Origin of the sequence: Streptococcus sp. HMSC071D03 (assembly GCF_001812125.1) — a bacterium.
Lineage (GTDB): Bacteria > Bacillota > Bacilli > Lactobacillales > Streptococcaceae > Streptococcus > Streptococcus pseudopneumoniae_N.
Genome location: NZ_KV807703.1, coordinates 1 through 7,232 on the forward strand (window position 1 = coordinate 1; position 7,232 = coordinate 7,232).

Here is a 7,232-nt window from a genome sequence, read left to right on the forward strand (position 1 = left end):
GGGGATTTACCCACTACAGAAATTATAGAGCCATGAAAACAAGCGATTGTGAAGGAAACAATCGCTTTTTTTGTGAAAATATAATAAAATAGAAAGGAATAAAGTTCTAAAATTTTATCTAGAAAAAGACGGTTTTCGTCTGATAGAAGGATTAAATGACAAAAGAAGTTGGTGTCGGTCAGGCACATAGTAAAATTATTTTAATAGGAGAGCATGCAGTGGTTTATGGCTACCCAGCCATCTCTTTGCCTCTTTTAGAGGTTGAAGTGACTTGTCGGGTGGTTCCAGCTACTACACCATGGCGTCTTTTTGAAGAGGACACCTTGTCTATGGCTGTTTATGCTTCTCTCGAGTATCTAAATATCAAAGATGCTTGCATTCGTTGTCAAATTGACTCGGCTATTCCGGAAAAGCGAGGGATGGGTTCTTCAGCAGCCATAAGTATTGCGGCCATTCGTGCAGTATTTGATTATTACCAAGCAGAACTTCCGCATGATGTTTTAGAGATTTTGGTCAATCGTGCAGAGATGATTGCCCATATGAATCCTAGTGGACTGGATGCTAAGACCTGTCTTAGTGACCAGCCTATTCGTTTTATAAAGAATGTTGGTTTTGAAGAACTAGCCATGGACTTGTCGGCTTATCTGGTCATTGCAGATACTGGAGTTTATGGACATACTCGTGAAGCTATCCAGGTCGTGCAGAGTAAGGGCAAGGAATCTTTACCATTCTTGCATGCACTAGGAGAATTGACCCAAGAAGCAGAAGAAGCAATTCAAACAAAAGATGCCGTGAAGCTGGGAGAGATTTTAACAAAAGCACATGGCAATCTAAAAGAAATAGGAGTTAGTAGCCTTGAGGCTGATGCCTTGGTGGAAACTGCTCTTGAACATGGAGCCCTAGGAGCCAAGATGAGTGGTGGTGGTCTAGGAGGCTGTATTATCGCCCTGGTTGCTAATGTAAGCCAAGCGCAAGAACTAGCAGAAAGATTAGAAGAGAAAGGAGCTGTTCAGACATGGATCGAAAGCCTGTAACAGTACGTTCCTATGCCAATATTGCTATTATCAAATATTGGGGTAAGAAAGCAGAAAAAGAGATGGTTCCTGCGACTAGCAGTATTTCTCTGACTTTGGAAAATATGTACACGGAGACGACTTTGTCATCTCTACCGACGGATGCGACAGCTGATGCTTTTTATATCAATGGTCAGCTGCAAAACGAAGCTGAGCATGCTAAGATGAGTAAAATCATTGATCGTTACCGTCCTGAAGGAGCAGGTTTTGTTCGTATTGACACTAAAAACAATATGCCAACAGCAGCAGGCCTTTCTTCAAGTTCCAGTGGTTTATCTGCCTTGGTAAAAGCCTGCAACGCCTATTTCCAATTAGGACTAGATCGTAAAGACTTGGCCTTGGAAGCTAAGTTTGCATCGGGTTCTTCATCTCGTAGTTTTTATGGCCCCTTGGCAGCCTGGGACAAGGATAGTGGAGAGATTTATCCTGTCGAAACTGACTTGAAACTCGCTATGATTATGTTGGTCTTGGAAGACCAGAAAAAACCAATTTCCAGTCGAGATGGGATGAAGCTCTGTGTCGAAACTTCTACGACTTTTGATGAGTGGATTCGTCAATCTGAACAAGACTACAAAGATATGTTGGTCTACCTCAAGGAAAATGACTTTAAGAAAGTTGGAGAATTGACAGAGAAGAACGCCTTGGCTATGCATGCTACGACCAAGACTGCAAATCCGCCGTTCTCATATCTGACAGATGCGAGTTATGAGGCTATGGATTTTGTTCGTCAGCTTAGGGAACAAGGAGAATCTTGTTACTTCACCATGGATGCGGGGCCTAATGTCAAGGTTCTTTGTTTAGAAAAAGACTTGGAACATCTATCAAAACTTTTAGGTCAACGCTATCGCTTAATCGTTTCAAAAACAAAGGATTTGAGCCAAGATGACGATTGTTAAAACTTGTGGGAAGCTCTATTGGGCTGGGGAGTATGCCATTTTAGAACCAGGACAGTTGGCGCTAATAAAGGCTATTCCCATCTATATGACAGCTGAGATTGAGTCCTCAGAAGTTTATCGACTCTATTCAGATATGTTTACTTATAGTGTAGACATGCGCCCGGATTCTTCTTATACCTTGATTCAAGAAACAGTTGCCTTGGTGGAGGAGTATCTAACTGCCCAAGGAGTTGAACTGCAGCCTTTTTCTTTAGAGATTCGTGGGAAAATGGAGCGTGAGGGGAAGAAATTCGGCCTGGGTTCTAGTGGTAGCGTCGTTGTATTGGTTATCAAGGCCATGCTTGCTTTCTATGAAAGAGCCGCTGAAAGAGAACTCTTGTTTAAACTGGCTAGTGCAGTTCTTCTCAAACGTGGAGATAATGGTTCCATGGGGGACATTGCCTGTATCGTTTCAGAAGATTTAGTACTCTATCAGTCGTTTAATAGAGAAACAGTGGCACAGTGGCTTGAAAAGGAAGACTTGCAGACTGTATTAAATCGTGATTGGGGCTTTTCTATTAGGAGCGTTGAACCGGTCTTTACTTTTGATTTTCTGGTTGGTTGGACCAAGGAAGTGGCTGTATCCAGTCATATGGTAAAGCAAATCAAGAATCATATGGATGCTAGCTTTTTGCAGACTTCAAAAGAAATTGTAGCTAACTTGGTAAAGGCTTTGCAGGTAGGTCAAGAAGAAACCATTATTGACTTGCTAGAACAAGCCAGCCAACTTTTAGAAGGCTTGAGTTCAGATATTTACACACCTTCGCTCAGACATTTAAAAGATGCAAGCAGAGACTTAAAAGCCGTCGCTAAAAGTAGTGGTGCTGGTGGTGGAGACTGTGGAATAGCCCTCAGTTTTGACCAAGATTCGACCACATTACTGAAAAAACGCTGGGCTAATCTAGGGATTGAGCTCTTGTATCAAGAAAGGATAGGACATGACGACGAATCGGAAGGATGAGCACATCCGCTATGCCCTTGAACAAAAAAGTTCTTATAATAGTTTTGATGAGGTGGAGTTAATCCACTCCTCACTACCCTTATACGACATAGATGAGATCGATCTTTCGACAGAATTTGCAGGGCGTAAATGGGACTTTCCTTTTTATATAAATGCCATGACAGGCGGTAGTGATAAGGGCAGAGAAATTAATCAAAAATTGGCTCAGGTGGCAGATGCTTGTGGGATTTTATTTGTGACAGGTTCCTACAGCGCTGCCCTAAAGGATCCATCAGATGACTCTTTCTCCGTCAAAACTAGTCACCCTAACCTTCTACTTGGAACCAATATTGGCTTGGATAAGTCTGTTGAACTGGGGCTACAAACGGTCAAAGAGATGAATCCCCTTCTATTGCAAGTCCATGTTAATGTTATGCAGGAATTACTCATGCCAGAAGGTGAACGTCAATTTAGATTATGGCAAAGCAATCTGAAAGATTATGCTAATCAAATCTCAGTTCCTCTTGTTTTAAAAGAAGTCGGCTTTGGCATGGATGTGAAGACCATTGCTAAGGCGTACGAGATGGGGATACGTACGGTTGATTTGTCTGGCCGTGGCGGAACTAGCTTTGCCTATATCGAAAACCGTCGCAGTGGTCAACGGGACTACCTCAATGATTGGGGGCAATCGACCATGCAAACCCTTCTAAATGCCCAAGACTGGAAAGATAAGATGGAGCTTCTGGTAAGCGGAGGTGTTCGCAATCCACTAGACATCATCAAATGCTTGGTCTTTGGAGCCAAGGCGGTTGGACTCTCACGCACCATGTTAGAGTTAGTTGAAAACTACCCAGTGGATGTCGTTATTTCTATTGTTGAAGGCTGGAAGGAAGAACTACGTCTGATTATGTGTGCCCTTAATTGTGCAAGGATTAAGGATTTGCAGCAGGTCGACTATCTCCTGTATGGAAAATTAAAAGAAGCAAAAGATCAACTATAAGGAGGTCGGGATTTTGGTCCCGGTCTTTTTATCATTCCTCAGACTGATGTGACTTTTTGGTTTTGTGATACAATAAAATAGAGAGGACGGTTACATGCGAAAATTTCAAATTTTTCTATTTATTGAAGCTTGTTTATTAACAGGAGCTCTGATTATGATGGTATCAGAGCATTTTCCCCGTTTTCTGCTGATCTTGCTCTTGTTTTTACTGCTGATTCGATACTATACCGGAAGACAGGGGAATAACCTCATATTAGTGGCAGTGAGCATCCTATTTTTCTTTATCATCATGCTCAATCCCTTTGTCATTATGGCTATCTTTGTGGCCTTGATATACAGCCTGTTCTTGCTTTATCCTATGATGAACCAGGAAAGAGAAGATACCAATCTGATTTTTGAAGAAGTTGTGACGGTGAAGAGGGAGAAAAATCGCTGGTTTGGGAATCTCCACCACTTTTCAAGCTACCAGACTTGCCGCTTTGATGATATCAACCTTTTTCGTCTCATGGGGAAGGATACCATTCATCTAGAGCACGTGATTTTGAGCAATCATGATAATGTCATCATCTTGAGAAAGCTAGTCGGCACTACTAGAATTATTGTACCAGTGGATGTAGAAGTCAGTCTTAGTGTTAATTCTCTGTACGGAGATTTAACCTTCTTTGACCAGCCTAAGCGAGCTTTGCGGAATGAACAATTCCATCAAGAAACCAGGGATTATCTCAAGAGTCCCAAGAGTGTCAAGATTCTTTTGACAACTATGGTTGGAGATGTTGAGGTGGTGCGCGGATGAAAAAACAGCCCTATATTTTAATTGGTCTCACCTCATTTCTCTTTGTTGTCTTTCTCTTTCGAAGCATTTTTAAGGTTCTGGATTTAGAGTGGACTTCTCTCTTCCAAGATTTAGAAAAGACAGAAAAAGTCCTATTTCTGGCTTTAATGTTTAGTGCTGCCTTGGCCTTTTTATTAGTCCTATTCTGGACAATTGTTGATGAAATTTCAAAAAGAAGAATCCAAGCAAATCTCAAACGTCTGCTAGCTGGTAAAGATATTGAAAGTCTGGGAGATGCTGATTTAGACGCAAGTTTTAGAAACTTGTCAGGAAAGCTTGGTTTGTTGACAGAAGCTATTCAAAAAGCAGACAATCAGGCCTTGGTCAAAGAAGAAGAAATTATTGAAAAGGAGCGCAAGCGAATCGCGCGTGATTTACATGATACGGTCAGCCAAGAAATTTTTGCTGCCCATATGATTTTATCTGGGCTCAGCCAACAAGCTTCTAAATTAGACAGAGAGAAGATGCAAACTCAGCTTCATAGTGTGACTGCTATTCTAGAAACAGCCCAAAGAGATTTGCGAATTCTGCTTTTGCATTTACGACCGATAGAATTAGAACAAAAGAGCTTGGTGGAGGGCATTCAGTTGCTTCTCAAAGAATTGGAAGAAAAAAGTGAGCTGAAGGTAAGCTTTAAATGTCAGGTAACTGCATTACCTAAAAAGATTGAAGAACATATTTTCCGGATTGTCCAAGAATTGATTAGTAATACACTTCGTCATGCACAAGCTTCATGTCTAGATGTTTACCTTTATCAAACGGAAACGGAATTACAGTTGAAGGTTGCAGACAATGGTCGTGGTTTTCAGCTGGATGATGTTGATGAACTGAGTTATGGTTTGCGAAATATCAAAGAACGAGTGGAAGATATGGCTGGGACTATACAATTATTAACAGCTCCCAAGCAAGGTTTGGCAGTGGATATTCGCATTCCCTTGCTTGATTTGGATAGATAAGAGGAAGTAAGATGAAACTATTATTGGTAGATGACCACCAAATGGTGCGTCTGGGTTTAAAAAGTTATTTTGAACTACAAGATGATGTAGAGGTTGTAGGAGAAGCAACCAATGGCGCGGAGGGAATTTCTATGGCCTTGGAGCTTCGGCCAGATGTGATTGTCATGGATATTGTTATGCCTGAAGTCAACGGAATTGACGCAACTCTAGCTATTCTCAAAGAATGGCCAGAGGCTAAAATCTTGATTGTGACCTCTTACTTAGACAATGAAAAAATCATGCCAGTCTTAAATGCTGGGGCTAGGGGATATATGCTCAAAACTTCTAGCGCGGACGAATTGCTGCACGCTGTTCGTAAGGTGGCGGCTGGAGAGTTGGCTATTGAACAAGAGGTGAGTAAAAAGGTAGAATACAATCGCAATCATATTGAACTTCATGAGGACTTAACTGCGCGTGAACGGGATGTCCTTCAACTAATTGCTAAGGGTTATGAAAATCAGCGTATCGCCGATGAATTGTTCATTTCCCTCAAAACTGTAAAAACTCATGTATCTAACATTTTAGCGAAGCTTCAGGTTAGCGACCGCACCCAGGCAGCAGTTTATGCCTTTCAGCATCACTTGGTAGGCCATGAGGATTTTTAGATGAGTTTAGCAGATTTACTTGTGGAGCTAGAAGCGGCAAAAGATCCGAAAAAGGCAGGGCCTATGGAAGCCTATATGCGCCAGCAATTTTCCTTTCTAGGTATTGCGGCACCTGAAAGAAATGCGCTCTATAGAAAATACTTTCCAAGCGAGAAAAAAACAAAGATCATCGATTGGGATTTTGTGGACACTTGCTGGGAAAAGGAGCCAAGAGAATACCAGTATGTGGGCGCCAACTATTTGAAAGCCATGCAATCTTATCTAACAGAGAGCGATTTGCCTAAGCTTGAGCGTCTGGTCGTGACCAAATCTTGGTGGGATACGATAGATATTCTAGATCGAGTAGTAGGGAGTTTGGTGTATGACAATCCAGAACTGGGAGAAATCATCCTCCAATGGAGCCTATCAGACAATATCTGGCTGAGACGAGTCGCTATTGATCACCAGTTGTTAAGAAAAGCCAAAACGAATGTCCGACTGATGGAAAAAATCCTACTAAACAATCTGGACCAGACAGAATTTTTTATCAATAAAGCCATCGGCTGGGCTCTAAGAGACTACTCTAAGACCAATCCAGAATGGGTAGCAAGTTTCATCGAAAAAAACAAGGAAAGAATGGCTGAACTTAGTATCAAAGAAGCAAGCAAGTACCTCAAACAGCCCTAAAAACTCATGTCTGACCAGAAAAAACCATAATAGGCGGTAGCTAGTAGAACTTGTTAACAACAAGATAGTAGAGAGTATCATCTCGAGAAAGATGTCTGTCAAATAAACCTAGCGCTGTTGTTCAGACTGCAAAAAGAGACAAATGATTTAGACCAGTAAGTTAGAGGACTAATACTCAATGAAAAT

Annotated in this window: 8 protein-coding genes; all 8 read left to right on the top strand. The window is 41.5% G+C overall.

What is annotated here, in order from left to right; translation table 11 throughout:
* Positions 1-155: 155 nt before the first annotated feature.
* On the top strand, positions 156-1,034 hold the full coding sequence (mvk, locus tag HMPREF2837_RS01040) for a mevalonate kinase (RefSeq protein WP_075230531.1): 879 nt from the start codon (positions 156-158) through the stop codon (positions 1,032-1,034).
* Complete coding sequence (gene mvaD / locus HMPREF2837_RS01045) at positions 1,016-1,969, top strand: diphosphomevalonate decarboxylase (protein ID WP_049549524.1); 954 nt, start codon at positions 1,016-1,018, stop codon at positions 1,967-1,969. The genes mvk and mvaD overlap by 19 nt, the downstream gene beginning before the upstream one ends.
* A complete protein-coding gene (locus tag HMPREF2837_RS01050) occupies positions 1,956-2,969 on the top strand; it encodes a phosphomevalonate kinase (RefSeq protein WP_075230532.1) in 1,014 nt (337 codons plus the stop codon). Before mvaD ends, HMPREF2837_RS01050 begins: the two co-directional genes overlap by 14 nt.
* Complete coding sequence (fni, locus tag HMPREF2837_RS01055; RefSeq protein WP_075230533.1) at positions 2,947-3,948, top strand: type 2 isopentenyl-diphosphate Delta-isomerase; 1,002 nt, start codon at positions 2,947-2,949, stop codon at positions 3,946-3,948. Before HMPREF2837_RS01050 ends, fni begins: the two co-directional genes overlap by 23 nt.
* A gap of 94 nt (positions 3,949-4,042) precedes the next feature.
* Positions 4,043-4,741, top strand: coding sequence for a cell wall-active antibiotics response protein LiaF (gene liaF / locus HMPREF2837_RS01060; RefSeq protein ID WP_075230534.1), 699 nt, complete (start codon positions 4,043-4,045; stop codon positions 4,739-4,741).
* Positions 4,738-5,736, top strand: coding sequence for an envelope stress sensor histidine kinase LiaS (locus HMPREF2837_RS01065; RefSeq protein ID WP_075230535.1), 999 nt, complete (start codon positions 4,738-4,740; stop codon positions 5,734-5,736). The genes liaF and HMPREF2837_RS01065 overlap by 4 nt, the downstream gene beginning before the upstream one ends.
* A gap of 11 nt (positions 5,737-5,747) precedes the next feature.
* Positions 5,748-6,380, top strand: coding sequence for a response regulator transcription factor (locus HMPREF2837_RS01070; protein ID WP_075230536.1), 633 nt, complete (start codon positions 5,748-5,750; stop codon positions 6,378-6,380).
* Complete coding sequence (locus HMPREF2837_RS01075) at positions 6,381-7,046, top strand: DNA alkylation repair protein (RefSeq protein ID WP_075230537.1); 666 nt, start codon at positions 6,381-6,383, stop codon at positions 7,044-7,046.
* Positions 7,047-7,232 lie beyond the last annotated feature (186 nt).